Origin of the sequence: Marinobacterium sp. xm-m-383, from assembly GCF_013283255.1 — a bacterium.
GTDB lineage: Bacteria > Pseudomonadota > Gammaproteobacteria > Pseudomonadales > Balneatricaceae > Marinobacterium_E.
Map to the genome: position 1 here is coordinate 75,618 of NZ_WBYT01000006.1, position 18,228 is coordinate 93,845.

Genomic DNA, 18,228 nt, shown 5'->3' on the forward strand with positions numbered 1-18,228 from the left:
CGATGCTTTCGAAGGGTTGGCAGCAGCTGCTGAAAGAGATATCCGAGACGCCAAACTATCAATCTCTTATGGCGTTTCTGGATCAACGAACAGCTGAGGGTGTCACAATATACCCACCTCAAGATCAGTGGTTTCGTGCTTTGGAGTTGACCCCGCTAGAGTCGACACGCGTCGTCATTCTTGGCCAAGACCCTTATCATCAGGCAGGCCAGGCGCATGGTTTAAGTTTCTCTGTCTTACCTGGTATTCAAGTGCCACCATCGCTGAGGAATATCTACAAAGAGTTGAGTAGTGATTTAGGGATCGCTGCCCCAGAACATGGTTTTCTTGAAGCCTGGGCAGAGCAGGGAGTCCTTTTACTCAATGCGGTCCTTACGGTAGAGGATAGCAACGCCAATGCACACCAAGGCAAGGGTTGGGAGAGTGTCACCGATCGTATCATTCAGCAGGTTAACGAACACTCCACGGGCACGGTGTTTATCCTCTGGGGAAGCTATGCTCAGAAAAAGACGAGCATGATCGATCAGGCAAAGCATTTGGTGATTCAATCACCTCACCCTTCGCCACTATCAGCACACCGAGGTTTTTTTGGTAGTCAGCCGTTTTCTAAAGCCAACGCTTGGCTCGCTGAGAAGGGCTTTTCTGAGATCAACTGGGAGCTGCCGGTGATAGGACAGGCAGATCTGTTCGGTTGATGGCTAACGCTTGGATTCAAATAACTTTGGATCTAGGGTGTAAGGTAGTTCCAAAGCGGTTAGGGCTGCGCCACTCTCTGTGAAAATCACCCCCTCTTTTTCTGACTGTTGAATGACAGCAAGTAGAGAGGTTTGATCAGTTGAACTGGTCAGTACAACGGTGCCGACCTCAACTTGGTCAGCATTAAACAGTGGCTCCCCAATGCTGATGGAATGGCCCTGCGGTAGCGTGAATCCGTACATCGCTTTTTTCAAAATACCGCGATGCTGTAAACGGGTTACTATCTCCTGACCGGTGTAACACCCCTTGCTGAAGCTTACGCCATCAATGGCTTGTAAATTACACATCTGAGGAATGAATGTCTCTTGGGTAGCCTCTCTTAAATCGAAGATACCGGCGCGGACATTGATCTCATACCAAGCCTCTAATGAGTCGGTAGCATCCTTGGCCAATCTGTTTTGTACTTCAAGATCGGTGGTCCAGAACTCAACATGCTCGGCATCGATTTGAGCAGCAAAGGATCGGTCACTCTCTGAGCTTTTAATTGACTCTAAATAGTCTTTCGATAGGCAAAACCCATTGGCGTTATCTATGAAGTTAAGCTCCACCTTGGAAAAGATGCTGTATTTTTTTAGGTTGTTAAAGGCGCTTTCTGCGATCTCTTGATGGACCCGCAGCCAAAAACATTCGTCACTGATGCGCATGACTCTGAAGAGCCCAACCATGCTTCCCTTAATTGAGCAGTGTGCGGCGATGAGGTGCTCCCCAGTGTTAAGTGCAGCAACATCAGCGGTCAGCTGGCCTTGTAAAAAAGAGGCTGCATCAACGCCTTCGACGGAGAACAGTTTGGCATCCGTTATCGCAATGTTCATAGCTCAGCTCACTAAAAAGGGTTGTGGTATCACTTAAGACTCTGTTTGATGGGCAATGACTTCACCCATCTTGACCGGTGCGCCGGCCGCTAGATGGTCGCGCCAATTGATTACGCCTTCAGGGTAGAGAAGGATCACCGTTGAACCGAGTTTGAATCGGCCCATTTCTGCACCTTTCTCCAGTAGAAGAGGGGCGTCAGCTTCTGTGCTAAACAGTTTCATAGCCTCTTTTTTGAGAGGGGCTACCTGGCCACTCCAGACGGTCTCTATACCGGCAACAATCATTGCGCCGACGAGTACCATCGCCATTGGGCCACGCTCTGTCTCAAATAGACAGACTAGGCGTTCATTACGAGCAAACAGGCTGTCAACATTGTTGGCTGTGGTTTGGTTGACCGAGAAAAGATCACCAGGAACGTAGTAGGCCTCTTTAAGTGCACCGGCTACTGGCATGTGTACGCGGTGGTAATCTTTTGGTGATAGGTAGATGGTCGCGAACTCGCCATTGATGAAGGGTTTTGCTCGCTCGGTACAACCACCCAGCAGAGAAACGGCGCTGTAACTATGTCCCTTTGCTTGCAAAATACGCCCATATTGAAGGGTACCCATCTCTGAGATTGCCCCGTCAGCAGGCGACACCACGACATCTTCGCCCTCTGCAATCGGTCTAGCTCCCTCTTTAAGGGCGCGAGTGAAGAAGTCATTGAAGTTGATAAATTGTTCCGGTTGCTGGCGCTCCGCTTCACTCATATCGACGTTAAACTGTTTTATAAATCGCTGAATAATCCAGTTCTTAATACGGCTATTTGTGCACTCAGCTAGGCGGCCAACGGCACGTGATAACAAGTGCTGTGGCACGATGTATTGAAACAGAATGAACAGTTTATCTTTCACTAAAAACTCCGCCTGAGTGATTCTTTAAGTTGGGTTGTGATGATACCTGAGCTAGTGCTTTTTCTCTATCGCACCGTGAAGTCAGATTCCAACATGGAATCCAAAATCTGTTTGTAACTGAAAAAGCGCTGCTCGCTGATGACGCCCATATCGATCGCATCATAGAAGGCACAGCCAGGCTCCTGTTCGTGCTTGCAGTCTCTGAACTTGCAGTGGCCTGTGACCTGGCGAAACTCCTTAAATCCGTCAATCAGATCGTTGGGATCAATGTGCCATAGACCAAATTCACGGATGCCAGGAGAGTCGATGAGATCGCCCCCTTCGGGTATGTGGAATAGACGAGCAGTGGTCGTTGTATGTTTCCCGGTTCGATTCGACTCAGATAGGGCGCCCACTTTCAGATCAACGCCAGGCAGTAGCGCATTGACCAGCGACGATTTACCCACACCAGACTGTCCAACAAAGACGGTCGTGCGATCTTTTAAGAACTCGTGCAGCTCATCTAAGCCGTTGGAGTTCTCTGTGGATGCATAGATGGTGCGGTAGCCAATTTCGGCATAGCTATCCAGAAGAGGTATCAATCGTTCACGATGCTTGTCATCGAGTAGATCGGTCTTATTTAAGACAATAATAGGCTCTATGCCAGAGAGTTCAGAGGCAACTAAGTAACGATCAATCAGGTTGGCGTGCGCATGGGGTTCGACGGCGATGACTATTAATATTGCATCGATGTTGGCTGCGACTGGCTTCAACTCACCATGATTGTTTGGGCGCTTAAGTTCAGAGTGGCGATCCTCAACAGCGACGACCACACCCGCATCGGGGGAGGGACGCCAGATCACCCTATCCCCGGTCACCAATTGCCCTAGGTGGGTACGCATATGGCAGCGAATGATTTCACCGCTACGATCGCCATCTAAGGCTTCAATATCGACCTGTTTTCCGTAGTGCGAGATGATCAGGCCACGCTGTTCGGCACCTAAATCGCCCCCTTCGAGTTGTGAGTCGATTTGAGTGTCACGTTTATTGGCTCGAGCGGCACGCTCTTCTTGAATCTTCTTAATACGCCATGCTTGGCGGCGATTAACTTTACGTTGCGCCATTCAATCTCTGCTAAATCGCTGTGTTAGTCGGTATACTGTGCATCATACTTTGTTCATAAAAGATTAGACACTTTAAAGGGAGCTTTGGCATGTCACGACAAGATAATCTTATCTGGATCGATCTAGAGATGACGGGTCTGGATGTCGAGCGTGAGCGCATCATTGAGATGGCTGCGATTGTGACCGACTCTGAATTGAACACTCTAGCCGAAGGTCCTGTGATTACCGTTCACCAATCCGATGCACTGATTGATGCCATGGATGAGTGGAATACAAAGCAGCATGGTGGCTCAGGTTTGATTGAACGAGTTAAACAGAGCCGTACCAGTGAGTCCGAAGCAGAACAGCAGATGTTGGCGTTTTTGAGAGAGCATGTCGACCAGGGTGCTTCGCCGATTTGTGGAAACTCTATCCATCAAGATCGTAAGTTTTTGCATCGTTACATGCCCGAACTAGAAGCCTTCTTCCACTACCGTAATTTGGATGTCAGCACGCTGAAAGAGCTGGCACGCCGCTGGCGCCCTGATGTGACTGAAAAGGTGGTTAAAAAGGGGGCTCATTTAGCCCTGGATGATATTCGTGACTCCATTGAAGAGTTAAAAGTCTATCGTGAGCACTTTTTACAGGTCTAAACGTTGAGCAAGTGGGAAATCGATAATTTTCAGTGCGTTCGCATCGGCCGTTCGATTTCTTAAATGCTCAACCGCCCATTGAGCGTGCTCTTTTATTAGCGCGCTCTCGTTAGAGGCTAAACAAGCTTCAAGCAGCTCAATGACTCTGTCACCACCCTTACTGTTGCCTAGGGCTACCGCAATGTTTCGTTTAAATCCCTGGTAGCCCGTTCTGCGAATGGCTGATCCTTCAGTTCTTTGTAGAAAGGTCTCTTCGCTCCACTGAAACAGCTCAATCAGATCGATATCGTCGAGTTGATGGCGTGGCGAGAAATCACACTCCTGGGTGTGCTGAGCAAAACGGTTCCACGGGCAGACCAGTTGGCAATCGTCGCAGCCAAAGATGCGATTGCCCATCAGCGGGCGTAACTCTTCTGGAATACTGCCAGAGTACTCTATGGTCAAATAGGAGATGCATCGTCGAGCATCCAGCTCATAGGGTTTGGGAAATGCGTTGGTGGGACAAACATCCAAACAAGCGGTGCATAATCCGCAGTGTGAAGCCGTTTCTGGTGGATCTATAGGTAGCTCGACATCGGTAAACAGTGAGCCCAAAAAAAACCAAGACCCCGCGCTTTTATTGAGCAGTAGTGTATTTTTGCCGATCCAGCCCAGACCAGCGTCACGAGCAAGCGGGCGCTCTAATATCGGAGCGCTGTCGACAAAAGGGCGGAAGTTAATCGTGGTTTGGCACTGCTCTTCTAACCACTGTCCAAGCTGTTTAATGCGTTTTCGAATCAACTTGTGATAATCACGCCCCAATGCGTAACGTGCTATGTAACCCTTGTCGGCATTGGTCAACGTTTTGAACAGGCTGACATCGGCGGGAAGGTAGTCCATACGCAGTAGAACAATACGCTGAGTGCCTTCAACCAGCAGGGTTGGATCGATTCGCTTTTCGAAATGTTCGGCAAGAAACCTCATTTCGCCATGGTAGTGCTTATCCAGCCAGCTACGCAGGTGGCTCGCTTCATGTTGTAGATCTGGCAGGGTGATTGCGCACTGCTGAAATCCAAGCTGCTTCGCTCTCTCTTTTAAACCTTCGGCAATATTGGACAGTTCGATCTTGTGCACGCGAGTCATTATCAGCTTGTTTTCATGATGAGGTGTTACTATACGTCAAATAAGTCAGCATCAGGAGTGCCTCGAATGAATGAGTCCCCAATTGGCTCTTCGCTCTTTACTGCCGCTCAATGCAAAGTGATTGATCGTTTGGCCATTGAGTCTATGCCGATACCGGGTTATCAATTGATGTGTCGTGCTGCACGATCGGCGCAACACTGGATCACACGACTCTATCCGAAGGCCAGCTCGTTTAATCTTGTATGTGGTGCCGGCAATAATGGTGGAGATGGACTGGCGTTAGCCAAACTGCTGTTTAAGTCAGGTCACGCTGTGACAATCACTCTGGCTAGCACTGATTTTGAAGTTCAGCTAAGCGGTGAAGCTTTAGAGGCTTGGAATGACCTGCCTGCTGACCTTCCAAAACGTCCCTTTGATCCGGCTGTTAATGACGAGTCAGATCTCATCGTGGATGCTCTGCTAGGGATTGGTCTGAATGGCGAGGTTCGCTCAGACTCAGCTGCTGTTATTCATTGGATTAACCGGCAGCAAAGGCCTGTGTTTTCTTTGGATATCCCATCAGGCCTGTCGGCTGATACTGGATCTGTCTTGGGTTCTGCCGTTAAGGCCGATGCGACCTTGACCTTTATCGCTCCCAAGCAGGGGATGTTTATCAATCAAGCGCGTGACTATGTTGGTCGTGTGATGGTGGATAGCTTGGGCGTGCCAGCAGAGCTCTTCCCAGAGTCACAGAGTCAATTGATCTCTGAACCATTGAGCCAAATGGCTCCACTGAATCGCGCTGCGCACAAAGGCAGTCAAGGGTCCCTCGTAGTAATTGGCGGTGATTTTGGGTTTGGCGGAGCACCGATGCTATCGAGTGAAGCTGCGCTCAGAACAGGGGCGGGGCGGGTCACGCTACTGACCAATAGTGAATCGGCGGTCACAGCGATGCTCTCTCGTACGCCAGAGGTGATGGTGCGTTTAGCCAGTGACATTGCGGCCTTTGAGTCGATGATTCAATCCATGGATGCCATCGCGATAGGGCCCGGTTTGGGGCAGAGCGATTGGGCTCTCAGCTGTTTAGAAAGGGTCAACTCTTTAGATAAACCGACTGTGGTGGATGCGGATGCACTGAACCTTATTGCACAGAATAAAGTTGGTTTTCATCCTCATGCTGTCTTTACGCCACACCCCGGTGAGGCTGCTAGATTGTTGGGCTGTTCTATAGCAGAAGTCCAGTCTGACCCTGTCGGGAGTGCATTTGCGCTTCAGAGCCAGTTGGGTGGTGTCATCGTGTTAAAAGGTGCCGGCAGCATTGTCTGCAATGGTCATAAAGCCTTTATCTGCAACCTAGGCAATCCAGGTATGGCAACGGCTGGGATGGGGGATCTGCTTTCTGGTATCATCGCAACGTTTTTGGCGCAGGGCTACTCTCTGTTAGATTCTGCGCAGATAGGTGTTTGGCTCCATGCTAAAGCGGGTGATATGGCCAGTGCCGAGGGTGAAAGAGGGTTGATTGCGACAGACCTTCTTCCTCATATCAGAAGTTTATTAGGGTAATGAATTCGTGACACAATCGATCTCATGGTCTCTTGCAGATGAGGCTGAAACAATCGCTGCTGGTGCATTGATTTCCCGTGCAATGAGTTCGGGGGTCCTCTTTCTGCATGGCAACCTTGGCATGGGTAAGACGACCCTCGCACGTGGTGTAATTCAGTCGTTAGGCCATCAAGGCGCAGTGAAGAGTCCTACCTACACGTTGGTAGAACCTTATGAGTTTGATGATCGTAGGGTCTATCACTTCGACCTTTACCGCTTGGGTGATCCTGAAGAGCTCGAGTATATGGGGATTCGCGACTATTTTGAGAACAGTTCGCTCTGTTTGGTGGAGTGGTCAGAGAAGGGCGAAGGTTTCTTGCCGGCAGCTGATCTAGATCTCTTCCTTGAACCCGAAGCATTGGGACGTAAAATAACAATCTACGCTCGCACCGAGTTAGGTCAATCCATTGTGCAGAGACTCCAAGAGTTGAGGTCTGTTAAGGCTTAATGATGTTATTAAGGAATCAATCAGCGTTGAATCAGTTTAAGAGACTCTTCTTTGGTTGCGCTCTGTTAGTGCTTCCTCTGCTCTCTTGGGCTGCTTCGGTTGATAGTTTGCGCTTGTGGCAGTCGCCTGACAGCACTCGATTGGTCTTTGATCTGGATAGCTCCACCGAACACTCCCTGTTTACCCTCGATAATCCGGATCGAATTGTTATTGATATACCCAAGGGTCGAGCGAAATCCAATTTTAGTACCGTTGATTTGACGGGAAGTCCTATCAGTCGCATTCGAACCGGTGAACAGAGTGATAAGTTGCGTATCGTTCTAGATCTATCGCAACCGGTGAAACCCTCGAGTTTTACGTTAGCGCCCAATGAGAAGTATGGGGATCGATTGGTAATCGATCTGGCCCATCAAGGTGGAGCGCAATTAAAACCCACTGCTGCGCCTAAGCCTGTGACTTTGCCTACGGGGCAGCGCGAAATTGTTGTTGTTTTAGATGCGGGGCATGGTGGTGAAGATCCGGGTGCGCTTGGCCCCGGACGCCTTAAAGAGAAGCAGGTTGTTCTCGCCATCACCAAAGAGGTTAAAAAGCTGATTGATCAGCAGCCGGGCTTTCGTGCTGAGCTAACACGAACCGGTGACTACTTTATCCGCCTTCGTGATCGTACCAAGAAAGCGCGCCAAAAAAATGCAGACCTATTTGTATCGATTCATGCAGACGCCGCACAAAACAAACGGGCACGCGGAGCCTCTGTCTGGGTTCTTTCAAACCGCGGTGCCACCAGTGAGATGGGTCGTTGGCTGGCGAAAAAAGAGAACGCAGCTGATTTAATCGGCGGTGTCGGTAGTGTCAGTCTTGAAGATAAAGATGAGACGCTCGCCAGTGTGCTGCTGGATATGTCGATGACCTATGCGCGTACCAGTAGCTCAGAGGTGGCGCTAGCGGTTCATCAGAACATCGCGCGCTTTGCCAAAATGCACAAAAGCTACGTGGAGAAAGCGGGGTTTGTGGTGCTTAAATCTCCTGACATCCCCTCCATTCTTGTTGAAACGGGTTTTATTTCGAATTCACAAGAGGCTAAAAAGCTTCGTGATCCTAAGTACCAAAAGCGGATGGCGAAAGCGATTGCGGACGGCATTATTAGTCATTTTTGGAAGCGCCCGCCCGCGGCTACGCTTGTCGCCTCTTTGAAGGCTCAGGGGAAAGTGCCTAAGGATATTAATCGTAGCCATAAAGTGGTTCCGGGTGACAGTCTCTCAATGATTGCCGAGCGTAATGGCGTCAGTTTGGACGCACTGCGTCGTTATAATAATTTGAAGTCTGATCGTATTAGAGTAGGTCAGGTTCTAAAGATACCTGCAGGTTAATATGAGCAGTCGAATACATCTTTTATCGCCGCAGTTGGCCAACCAGATCGCTGCCGGTGAAGTGGTAGAACGCCCCGCATCCGTCGTCAAGGAGGTTTTGGAAAATGCCATCGATGCGGGTGCAGAAAAGATCTCGGTCGAGGTTGAACAGGGCGGTGTGAAGCTGATCCGTATTCGTGATGATGGTAAGGGGATCGATAAAGAGGATCTGCCACTGGCGTTGAGTCGTCATGCGACCTCCAAGATCACAGCGCTTGAGGATCTTGAAGCGGTGGCAAGCCTCGGCTTTCGCGGTGAGGCACTGGCCAGTATCAGTTCGGTCTCTCGTTTAACTCTCACGTCGCGCTCAGTCGATGATGATAGCGCCTGGCAGGTCAAAGCGGAGGGGCGTGACATGGTCGCTGAGGTATCACCGGCAGCTCATCCGCAAGGGACAACCGTTGAGATGCGTGACCTGTTCTTTAATACCCCTGCGCGCCGTAAATTTTTGAAGACAGAGAATACAGAGTATCGACATCTTGAAGAGGTGGTTAAACGTCTTGCATTGAGTCGTTTCGATCTTCAGTTTCAGCTAAGTAACAACAACCGTGTGGTTCATCAACTGAAGCCTGCCAACAGTGAGCAGATGCGCGAGCGCCGAATAGCCTCTCTACTTGGGTCGGGTTTTATTGATAATGCACTCAGCTTAGACATCAGTGCAGAAGCCTCAGGTCTCAGATTGTGGGGCTGGATCGGTTTACCAACCTATTCACGCTCGCAAGCTGATCAGCAATATTTCTTTGTTAATGGACGCATCATTCGTGACAAGCTGGTGACTCATGCTATTCGCCAGGCCTATGCAGACGTTCTCTATAACGGTCGACACCCTTGTTATGTTCTCTATCTAGAGCTCGATCCGGCGCTGGTTGATGTCAACGTACACCCAACCAAACATGAAGTTCGATTCCGAGAAGGGCGCTTAGTTCACGATTTCATATTCCGTACCATTCACCGGGTGATCGCGGAAACGCGTCCCGGTGAACAGAACAGCGATACCTCTGTGTCATCCCTTTTGCAGGGGCAGGCTCAACCGATTCAGCAGCAGTTTGATCAGCAGCGCATCTCACTTCAGTCAACCGGTTCAGGTACTGGGCTAGGTAGTAGCACTTCAGGGATTAACTTCTCTAATTACGTTCGACCTGCAACGCCATCAGCCGGTGAGGTGAAGCAGCAGCTAGCCGGTTATGGGGCTCTTCATCCTACCTCTACACTGAATCAGGATGGTTCATTGAACCCGTCGTCAGAGACTCAAGATATTCCCCCAATGGGTTTTGCATTGGCGCAACTGCATGGCATCTACATTTTGTCCCAAACTGCAGAAGGACTCATCTTGGTCGATATGCACGCCGCGCATGAACGTATTGTTTACGAGCGAATGAAGAGTGCATGGGAATCTGATGGATTGCGCAGTCAGCCGCTATTGGTTCCGGTTACTCTGAATTTAAGTGAAGCCGAAGTGGATATTGCTGAAGAGCGCTCCGAGGTGTTTGCTAAGTTAGGCTTCTCTGTTGAGCGAATGGGCCAAGAGTCTGTTGTGATTCGTGAAGTGCCTGTTGCACTGGCTCGATCGGATGTTTCGCTCTTGGTTCGTGATGTTCTATCCGATATGAAGGTTTATGGCAGTAGCAGCCGTATTGAAGAGAGCATTAATGAGCTGTTGGCGACCATGGCATGCCATGGCTCGGTTCGGGCCAACCGCCAGCTTACGCTACCAGAGATGAATGCTCTATTGCGTGATATGGAAGCGACTGAACGAAGTGGTCAGTGCAACCACGGCCGTCCTACCTATGTGCAGATGACCATGAATGAGCTGGATAAGCTCTTCCTAAGGGGGCAGTAGTGGCCGAAAAGTTGCCAGTACTCTTTTTGATGGGGCCAACAGCCTCAGGCAAAACGGACCTTGCCCTTAATCTGTTTGATCATATGGACGTTGAGATTATCAGTGTTGATAGTGCTCTTATATACCGAGAGATGGATATTGGTACGGCCAAACCTGATCGCGAGACATTGGAAAAGTACCCGCATGCGTTGGTGGATATTTTAGATGCAACAGAGGTCTATTCAGCCTCAGACTTTGCTGAGGATGCACGTCAATTAATCGATCAAGCACACGCGCAGGGCAAGTTGCCTGTTCTTGTGGGGGGGAGCATTCTCTACTTTAAGGCGTTGGCAGAAGGGTTGGCAAAACTCCCCGAAGCCAATGCAGAGATCAGAGCGGAGATTGAGGCTCAGGCTGAGCAGGAGGGTTGGCCGGCCGTTCACGCTCGCTTAGCTCAGTTAGATCCGGCTTCGGGTGAGCGTTTGGGGCCCAACGATCAACAGCGAATCCAGCGTGCATTGGAAGTCTTTCTGATGACAGGCCGAAGTATTGAGAGCCACTGGCAGGAACAGAAAGCCCTAGAGTTGCCGTGGAACCTCATTCCCGTCGCGTTAATGCCAGAAGATCGCGCTCAACTGCATCAGCGTATTGAGCTGCGTTTCAAGCTGATGTTGGAGCAAGGCTTTGAGGCGGAAGTGGTTAGGCTTCGTCAGCGTGGGGATCTGAATCTGAATCTGCCTTCAATGCGTTGTGTTGGTTATCGCCAAATGTGGCAGTATTTGGAGGGTGAGTTGGATTGGCAAGAGATGCACCATAAAGGAGTGGTAGCGACACGTCAGCTAGCTAAACGTCAGATGACATGGTTGCGCAGCTGGCAGGGTGCAGAGGTGATTGATCCCTTTGGTGAAAATCTTTTTAAGAAAACTTTGGCATTGATTCCACGAATCTAATATCATTTTCTCTCTACGTAATGGCTGTATCGAGGATTGTCTCGAGCCTGAAATATTGGGCGGCGGTCGTAGAGTCTTAATAACGATTACTCTAAAGGTGATGACTATGTCAAAAGGGCAAACCCTACAAGACCCTTACTTGAACGTTTTGCGCAAAGAGCGCGTTCCAGTATCAATCTTCCTAGTAAACGGCATCAAGCTACAAGGCCAAATTGAGTCTTTCGATCAATTTGTCATTCTGCTTAAAAACACCGTTAGCCAGATGGTTTACAAACACGCTGTTTCGACAGTGGTTCCATCTCGTCCTGTAAAACTACCTCAGGTTGACGAAAAGCCAGCTGACTGAGGTTTCTAATTGTTTTTCGATCGTCCCGAATCGGGCGAGACAGCGATTCTCGTCCACATTGATTTCCCTGGACCTAATGCGAATGACAATCCTAGAGAGCTAGAAGAGCTGGCTCTCTCTGCCGGTGCTGATCCCGTTGAGTATCTCTTCGGGACTCGCTCCGAACCCAGTTCAAAATTCTTTTTAGGCAAAGGTAAGGTTGAAGAGCTTGCAGAGCTCGTGCGCCTGCATGATGCCAAACTGGTTATCTTTGATCATTCTCTAACCCCCGGCCAAGAACGAAATATCGAACGTGAAATTGAGTGTCGAGTACTTGATCGTACAGGCCTGATTCTTGATATTTTCGCACAACGCGCTCGAACCCATGAGGGGAAGCTGCAGGTTGAGTTGGCTCAGCTTGAACATATGTCGACTCGCCTAATCAGAGGTTGGACCCACCTTGAGCGTCAAAAGGGTGGTATCGGTCTGCGTGGCCCTGGTGAAACCCAGCTTGAAACCGACCGACGTCTACTGCGCGCCAGAATTAAAGCGATTACCGGTCGCCTAGAGAAGGTTCGTAAGCAGCGAGAACAGGGCCGTAGAGCACGTGCCCGTGCAGAGATTCCGACGCTCTCTCTGGTTGGTTACACCAACGCAGGTAAATCGACACTGTTTAATCGAATTACCGAAGCGGACGTCTATGCGGCCGACCAGCTGTTTGCGACACTCGATCCAACCTTAAGAAAGCTAGAGCTAAGTGATATTGGTTCAGTTATTTTGGCTGACACGGTTGGATTTATCCGAGACCTCCCCCATAAACTAGTAGAGTCCTTTCGTGCGACCCTTCAAGAGACGGTTGAAGCTACACTGCTTCTTCATGTCATTGATGCGGTAGATGAAGAGCGTCGTGAGCACATTGCACAAGTTAATAATGTGTTACACGAGATAGGAGCGGATGAAGTTCCTACACTGGAGGTCTACAATAAAATTGATGGACTCGAGGGTGTAGAGCCTCGTATCGATCGAGATGATCAAGGCGTGCCTGTTCGGGTTTGGTTATCGGCTAGAACCGGTGTAGGTACTGATCTTCTTGTTCAAGCGCTGCGCGAGCGTCTGGCCAATGATATGTTCCACGAGATTGTGGAGCTTGATCATAATCAGGGGCAGTTCAGAGCCATGTTGTTTGCACAAAACGCGGTGGTCGATGAACAGTTTACCGATGAGGGTCGTATTAGGTTAGAGGTAAGGCTCCAAGAGAAGGAGCTGAGAAAGATTTTAAGCCGTTTAGATATTCCGCATGAGCGCTATCTGCCGGCTGAAGAAGAGCAGTGGTAACAAGTTTAGCTTGTTTTAGATTTTTAAAGTAATGGAGCAATACTATGGCTTGGAATGAGCCCGGTGGTCGTAAAGACAACCAGGATCCATGGAACTCAGGTGGCAATAATGGCCGCCGTGGTGGATCAGGCGGCCCTGAACAGGGACCACCCGATCTAGATGAAGCGTTGCAGAAGCTGCAAGAACGCTTGAACTCTATCTTTGGCGGTAAACGCTCTGGGGGTTCTGGTGGTTCTAATGGTGGTGATGTTAAAGGACCTGGTGCAGGTTTCTTCGGCATCATTGCTCTGGTTGTAGTGGTTGCTTGGGCTGGCTTTGGTTTCTACACAGTCGATCAACAGGAACGTGGTGTTGTTCTTCGCCTTGGTAAGTACCATGAAACTGTACAGCCAGGTCTGCAGTGGAACCCGCCACTACTGGATGAAGTCACTAAGGTGAATGTGACTCGAGTTCGTACCCACGACCACGGCTCTTTGATGCTGACTCGTGATGAGAACATCGTAAATGTAGAGATGACGGTTCAGTATGTGATCAGTGATCCACGTGCATTTGTTCTTAATGTTCGTGACCCTGAAACCAGTCTGTCACATGCATCTGAATCATCACTTCGCCATACGGTTGGTTCGACTAACCTGGACGGCATCTTGACCGAAGGTCGTGAGATTCTCGCGACACAGGTTCAGGCACGTCTACAAAGCTACATGGACAGTTACGGCACAGGTCTTGCTCTTTCACGTGTCAATATCAAAAACGCAACCGCACCACAGCAGGTTCAAGATGCGTTTGATGACGTGATCAAAGCGCGTGAGGATGAGCAGCGTGTTAAAAACGAGGCGGAAACTTACGCTAACGGTATTGTTCCGGAAGCTCGTGGTACCGCTCAGCGTGTGATCGAAGAAGCGAATGCTTACAAAGAGGAAGTCGTTGCTCGAGCAAGCGGTGAAGCTGATCGTTTCACATCACTTCTGCAAGCATATCAGATGGCTCCTGGTGTCACCCGTGAACGTCTCTACATCGATATGATGCAAGAGGTGTTGGGCAAAACGCCTAAGGTGATGGTGGATGTCGATGGTGGTAATAACATGATGTACCTACCGCTGGATCAATTGATGAAGCGCCAAGCAGATACCATTGCTAACACGCCACGCTCTGTGCGTTTAGATGACTCCAGCATGCGTGAGTTAACGCAGCAGGTGATTAACCGCATCGGCAGCTCAAGCACTAGTACACTACGGGAGGGTCGTTAATATGAAACCGACTTCGATGTTTACATCGGTACTTGCCGTATTGGTGTTGTTGATTGTTAGTAACTCGGTCTACATCGTTAAAGAGACCGAGCGTGGCGTGAAGCTGCAGTTTGGTGAAGTGGTCGAAAGCGATCTAAAACCCGGTCTGCACTTTAAAATTCCATTTGTGAACACCGTTCGTAAGTTCGATGCTCGTGTTCAAACCTTGGATACTCGCCCACAGTCGTTCCTTACACTAGAGAAAAAACGTCTAGTGGTAGACTCTTACGTTAAGTGGATTATCTCGGATGTGGAGAAGTACTACACCGCAACCTCTGGTGACTCGTTCCGTGCGGCAGATCTTTTGTCGACGCGTATTGAGACCAGTCTGCGTAACCAGTTTGGTACTCGTACCCTAACTGAGGTTGTCTCTGGTGAGCGTGAAGAGGTGATGGATACCGTCGTTTCATCACTGACAGAGCTGAGTGAAAAAGAGCTAGGCTTAAGCGTGATTGATGTTCGTGTTAAACGAATCGATCTACCGTCTGAAGTGTCAAACTCGGTCTACCAACGTATGCGCACAGAGCGTGAGCGTCTGGCACGTGAGCTTCGTTCACGTGGTCAAGAGCTTGCAGAAGGTATCCGTGCAGATGCTGACCGTCAGAGCACCGTTATCCTAGCGAACGCTTATCGTGAGTCGGAGGTGACTCGAGGTGAGGGTGATGCAGAAGCGGCACGTATCTATGCAGAAGCATTTAACAAGGACAGTGAATTCTACTCTTTCTACCGCAGTCTTCTTGCCTACAAAGAGTCATTCAATAATGGATCTGATGTACTGCTGCTGAAGCCGGATAGTGAGTTCTTCCGTTACCTGCAGAACGCATCTCCAAACGCGACCAACTAAACCAAGGTCGGGTTAAAAAGCGGGTGCCATTGGCACCCGTTTTCGTGTTAAAATTGATCAACCGGGCGTGCCCCGGTTTTTTTGTGATTTAGCAGTACTTAAGATGTCTGAACTTTGGCACGAGCTTTGGCTCGCATTTTGTTTGGTTTTAGTGATAGAAGGGATCATTCCTTTTCTCTATCCACACCGCTGGCGCTCTATGGTGAGTCAACTGGCGATGGTGAATGATAAGACCCTTCGTGCTTTTGGCCTGGCCTCTATGTTAATAGGCACTGCACTACTCATACTTTCTAAATAAAGAGTATCGGAGTTTTTTATAATGGCGTTGGCTGATCGCTGGCTACTTCCTGACGGTATGAAAGAGTTGCTCCCTCCCGTTGCGCGCGAGGTTGAGCTGGTTCGTCGTCGAGTGTTGGATCTGTTTCATGGCTGGGGGTACGAGTTAGTGATGCCTCCGGTTGCTGAGCACCTTGAGTCACTGTTGACCGGTGTGGGTGGTGACTTAGGTCTGCGTACCTTCAAAGTGACCGATGAGACTTCTGGTCACATGCTCGGTATTCGAGCGGATATTACGCCACAGGTCGCGCGTATTGATGCCCATCGTCTGCGTTCAGATGGCGTGAGCCGTCTCTGTTACTGTGGTTCAGTACTTCACACTCGTGCGGTGAATATGTTGGCATCGCGCAACCCCATGCAGATTGGCGCTGAGTTGTTCGGGCACGAAGGCGTTGACAGTGATGCAGAAGTCATCGCTCTGATGCTCGACACTTTGGTTCAGGTCGGTGTCAAAGGAGCAATCAATCTGGATCTAGGCCATGTAGGTGTATTCACTGAATTGGTGGCTGAAGCGGGCCTCTCTGAAGCAGAGATTACCAGCTACATCGATATTCTAGAGCGTAAGGCGTTGCCTGAGCTGGCGCAATTTGTTGATCAGCTTGATCAATCAGACTCGATCAAAAACAAGCTTGCCGCCTTGGGTACCTTAAATGGCTCAGAGCAGGCGCTGGAGCGTGCACGCGAACTCTTTGCGGATAACGCGGCCATTCTTGCTGCTGTCGATCACGTTGCTGCGATTGCTGATCGTGTTAAAACAGCGCACCCATCAATCGGTATCTACATTGACCTGGGTGAACTGCGCGGTTACAGCTACCATACAGGCGTTGTATTCGCGGCCTACTCGCCTAAGTTTGGCCAAGCACTAGCAAAAGGCGGTCGCTATGACCAGATCGGAGCGGACTTTGGTCGTGCGCGTCCCGCTACTGGCTTCAGTGCCGATCTGAAAACACTGGTTACATTGGCGTTGGATGAAGTGCCAGAGCCAGGTTTGGCGATTTTGGCGCCGAAAATGGAAGATTCATCGTTGGTCCTAGCTGTCGCAGCACTGCGTGCGCAGGGCGAACGAGTGGTTTATGAGCTAGACAATGCAGCAGTGCCAACGCACTGCGATCGTCGTCTGGTAAAAGAAAATTCTGAGTGGACTGTTACCACTCTCTAAGTAAACGAATAGTTGAGATACTAATGGGCAAAAATGTCGTAGTTCTCGGTACCCAATGGGGTGACGAGGGCAAGGGTAAAATCGTTGACCTTCTAACGGATAAAGCATCAGCGGTTGTTCGCTTTCAAGGCGGACACAATGCGGGCCACACTCTGGTAATCGATGGTGAAAAGACCGTCCTTCACCTGATTCCTTCAGGCATTCTTCGTGAAAACGTTCAGTGTTTGATTGGTAACGGTGTGGTGTTGTCTCCGCACGCTCTGTTAAAAGAGATGAAGCAGCTTGAAGAGACCGGTGTTCCTGTTCGTGAACGTCTACGTCTTAGCCCAGCTTGCCCCCTGATTCTGCCTTACCACATTGCGCTGGATCAGGCGCGTGAGATCGCTCGCGGTAATGCCAAGATCGGTACTACAGGTCGTGGTATTGGACCAGCATACGAAGACAAAGTATCTCGCCGTGGTCTACGTCTTGGTGATCTTCAGGATCGCGAGATGTTCGCTAAGAAACTAGAAGAGGTGATGGCGTACCATAACTTCATGCTAGAGAATTACTACAAAGTAGAACCGGTAAGCTACGAAGCGGTCCTTAAAGAGTGTTTCGAAATGGCAGAAGAGTTGCTTCCGCTTGTCGTGGATGTGACCGCTAAACTGCACGAAATGCGTAAAGCGGGTCAAAATATCATGTTTGAAGGGGCGCAGGGCTCTCTTCTTGATATCGACCACGGTACTTACCCATACGTAACCTCTTCGAATACAACGGCGGGTGGTACTTCTACGGGTTCTGGTTTTGGTCCACTCTACCTAGATTACATCCTAGGTATTACTAAAGCTTACACGACACGTGTTGGTGGTGGTCCTTTCCCAACTGAATTGGATTGTGAAATCGGCCAGCGCCTTGCTGAACGTGGCCATGAATTTGGCTCGACTACAGGTCGTGCTCGTCGTTGTGGTTGGTTCGACGCAGTTGCACTGAAACATGCGATTCAAGTGAACTCTGTGTCTGGTATCTGTCTGACTAAACTGGACGTATTGGATGGCCTGGAAGAGATCAAGATCTGTACCGGCTATAAAGATGCTGAAGGTAACGACGTATACTCTTTGAACGGCAGTGAAGATTACGAAAAAGTGACTCCACAGTACCTGTCAGTGCCTGGTTGGAGTGAGTCGACAATCGGTGCTCAAACTCTAGAACAGTTGCCAGAGAATGCGCGTGCATACATCGCTAAGCTCGAAGAGCTAATGGAAGCGCCTATCGACATCGTTTCGACGGGTCCAGACCGTGTTGAAACCATCGTTTTACGTGATCCCTACGACGCGTAATTCGTTGCTTGATACTAGAAAGCCGGCTTAATAAGCCGGCTTTTTTTTGCCAGCAAAGCTGGTATTCCCAGCTCCATTTCATCCGTGAAACCGCTGGATAC

At 49.6% G+C, this 18,228-nt stretch carries 18 protein-coding genes; 14 read left to right on the forward strand and 4 right to left on the reverse strand.

Annotation, left to right across the window (positions count from 1 at the left end):
- The first annotated feature begins 2 nt into the window (after positions 1-2).
- Positions 3-695, forward strand: coding sequence for a uracil-DNA glycosylase (gene ung, locus XMM383_RS10590; protein ID WP_173495066.1), 693 nt, complete (start codon positions 3-5; stop codon positions 693-695).
- 3 nt (positions 696-698) lie between these two features.
- Here ung and XMM383_RS10595 read toward each other — a convergent pair whose 3' ends face one another.
- The 3 genes from XMM383_RS10595 to rsgA form a co-directional block, all read right to left on the reverse strand.
- Positions 699-1,568, reverse strand: coding sequence for a folate-binding protein YgfZ (locus tag XMM383_RS10595; RefSeq protein ID WP_173488643.1), 870 nt, complete (start codon positions 1,566-1,568; stop codon positions 699-701).
- A 33-nt stretch (positions 1,569-1,601) separates the two neighbouring features.
- Positions 1,602-2,462 carry an archaetidylserine decarboxylase gene (gene asd / locus XMM383_RS10600; protein WP_173480692.1) on the reverse strand — a complete coding sequence of 287 codons (861 nt, stop codon included), beginning with the start codon at positions 2,460-2,462 and terminating at the stop codon, positions 1,602-1,604.
- Between the two features lie 65 nt (positions 2,463-2,527).
- Positions 2,528-3,565 (reverse strand): small ribosomal subunit biogenesis GTPase RsgA, encoded by a 1,038-nt coding sequence (rsgA, locus tag XMM383_RS10605; RefSeq protein ID WP_173480693.1) that lies wholly within the window; start codon positions 3,563-3,565, stop codon positions 2,528-2,530.
- An 89-nt stretch (positions 3,566-3,654) separates the two neighbouring features.
- Here rsgA and orn point away from each other — a divergent pair, with 89 nt between their 5' ends.
- On the forward strand, positions 3,655-4,197 hold the full coding sequence (orn, locus tag XMM383_RS10610; protein ID WP_173484552.1) for an oligoribonuclease: 543 nt from the start codon (positions 3,655-3,657) through the stop codon (positions 4,195-4,197).
- On the opposite strand, the gene queG is transcribed toward orn, so the two are convergent.
- Complete coding sequence (gene queG, locus XMM383_RS10615) at positions 4,186-5,319, reverse strand: tRNA epoxyqueuosine(34) reductase QueG (protein ID WP_173480695.1); 1,134 nt, start codon at positions 5,317-5,319, stop codon at positions 4,186-4,188. The genes orn and queG overlap by 12 nt on opposite strands.
- A 66-nt stretch (positions 5,320-5,385) precedes the next feature.
- Between queG and XMM383_RS10620 the strand changes: the two genes are divergently transcribed.
- The 12 genes from XMM383_RS10620 to XMM383_RS10675 all read left to right on the forward strand — a co-directional run bounded on the left by XMM383_RS10620 (position 5,386) and on the right by XMM383_RS10675 (position 18,127).
- A complete protein-coding gene (locus XMM383_RS10620; protein ID WP_173495067.1) occupies positions 5,386-6,861 on the forward strand; it encodes an NAD(P)H-hydrate dehydratase in 1,476 nt (491 codons plus the stop codon).
- 7 nt (positions 6,862-6,868) lie between these two features.
- On the forward strand, positions 6,869-7,348 hold the full coding sequence (gene tsaE, locus XMM383_RS10625; protein WP_173483573.1) for a tRNA (adenosine(37)-N6)-threonylcarbamoyltransferase complex ATPase subunit type 1 TsaE: 480 nt from the start codon (positions 6,869-6,871) through the stop codon (positions 7,346-7,348).
- A gap of 26 nt (positions 7,349-7,374) precedes the next feature.
- Positions 7,375-8,715, forward strand: a complete 1,341-nt coding sequence (locus XMM383_RS10630; protein ID WP_254443137.1) for an N-acetylmuramoyl-L-alanine amidase — start codon at positions 7,375-7,377, stop codon at positions 8,713-8,715.
- A 1-nt stretch (position 8,716) separates the two neighbouring features.
- Positions 8,717-10,594, forward strand: coding sequence for a DNA mismatch repair endonuclease MutL (gene mutL / locus XMM383_RS10635; protein WP_173495068.1), 1,878 nt, complete (start codon positions 8,717-8,719; stop codon positions 10,592-10,594).
- Positions 10,594-11,523: a tRNA (adenosine(37)-N6)-dimethylallyltransferase MiaA gene (gene miaA / locus XMM383_RS10640; protein WP_371731408.1), complete on the forward strand. Its 930-nt coding sequence runs from the start codon at positions 10,594-10,596 to the stop codon at positions 11,521-11,523. Before mutL ends, miaA begins: the two co-directional genes overlap by 1 nt.
- A gap of 106 nt (positions 11,524-11,629) precedes the next feature.
- Positions 11,630-11,869 (forward strand): RNA chaperone Hfq, encoded by a 240-nt coding sequence (gene hfq, locus XMM383_RS10645; RefSeq protein ID WP_173480700.1) that lies wholly within the window; start codon positions 11,630-11,632, stop codon positions 11,867-11,869.
- Positions 11,870-11,878: 9 nt separating this feature from the next.
- The gene (gene hflX / locus XMM383_RS10650) at positions 11,879-13,183 is read left to right on the forward strand and encodes a ribosome rescue GTPase HflX (RefSeq protein ID WP_173483576.1); all 1,305 of its coding nucleotides are present in this window, start codon (positions 11,879-11,881) and stop codon (positions 13,181-13,183) included.
- A gap of 44 nt (positions 13,184-13,227) precedes the next feature.
- Positions 13,228-14,430: an FtsH protease activity modulator HflK gene (hflK, locus tag XMM383_RS10655; protein WP_173480702.1), complete on the forward strand. Its 1,203-nt coding sequence runs from the start codon at positions 13,228-13,230 to the stop codon at positions 14,428-14,430.
- Between the two features lies 1 nt (position 14,431).
- Entirely contained in the window at positions 14,432-15,313 is an 882-nt protein-coding gene (gene hflC / locus XMM383_RS10660; protein ID WP_173483577.1) for a protease modulator HflC, read from the forward strand.
- A gap of 103 nt (positions 15,314-15,416) precedes the next feature.
- Complete coding sequence (locus tag XMM383_RS10665) at positions 15,417-15,611, forward strand: DUF2065 domain-containing protein (protein WP_173480704.1); 195 nt, start codon at positions 15,417-15,419, stop codon at positions 15,609-15,611.
- Between the two features lie 21 nt (positions 15,612-15,632).
- Positions 15,633-16,808 carry an ATP phosphoribosyltransferase regulatory subunit gene (locus XMM383_RS10670; protein WP_173495069.1) on the forward strand — a complete coding sequence of 392 codons (1,176 nt, stop codon included), beginning with the start codon at positions 15,633-15,635 and terminating at the stop codon, positions 16,806-16,808.
- A 23-nt stretch (positions 16,809-16,831) separates the two neighbouring features.
- Positions 16,832-18,127 (forward strand): adenylosuccinate synthase, encoded by a 1,296-nt coding sequence (locus tag XMM383_RS10675; RefSeq protein ID WP_173483580.1) that lies wholly within the window; start codon positions 16,832-16,834, stop codon positions 18,125-18,127.
- The last annotated feature ends 101 nt before the right edge of the window (positions 18,128-18,228 follow it).